At 72.0% G+C, this 676-nt stretch carries 1 pseudogene; it reads right to left on the bottom strand.

The features are described from left to right. Positions 1-676, bottom strand: a pseudogene (locus tag ACYVOO_RS25940) (type IV secretion protein Rhs); the annotation flags it as partial.

The following is a 676-nucleotide window of genomic DNA, read 5'->3' on the forward strand; positions in this document are numbered from 1 at the left end:
TCCAGGGTCACCCCGCCCGTCGCCCGCTGGGTCTCGCGGCCTGCGGCGTCGTGGGTGAAGGCGAGGGTGTGGCCGCCGGTGGTGAGGGTGGCCGCGCGGCCGGTCGCGTCGTAGGTCCAGGCGGAAGTCAGACCGGAGGGTGTGGTGCGGTGGGTACGGTTGCCCGCCGCGTCATAGGCGTAGCGGGTGGTGCGGCCGTTGACGGTCTCGGACACCACGCGGCCCAGCGCGTCCCGCGTCAGGGTCAGTTCACTGCTGGCGTTGGCCGCGCGCAGGAGAGCGCCGTCGGGGTCGTAGGTGTAGGTGGTCTCCTCGCCCGTGGCCTCGTCGTGCTGGTGCACCACACGGCCTGCCGCGTCCAGTTCGTAGCGCAGGGTCTGGCCCAGCGCGTTGGTCCGGGCGGTAAGGCGGCCCGCGGCATCGAGGGTGTAGGTGCGGGTGGCGCCGTTGAAGTCGCTCTCCTCGACCAGGCGCCCCGCCGCGTCGTAGGTGTAGCGCCACTCCAGACCCTGGGGGTTGGTGACGGTGGTCAGGCGCAGTTCCGTGTCGTAGGCGAAGGCGTAGCGCGCACCGTCCGGGCCGGTACGCGCAACCGGCATGTCGAAGTGGGTGTGGCTGTAGGCCGTGGTGTGTCCGGCCGGGTCGGTGTGGGTGACGAGGTTGCCCTCGCAGTCCC

The sequence above is a fragment of the Streptomyces daliensis genome, from assembly GCF_054782395.1.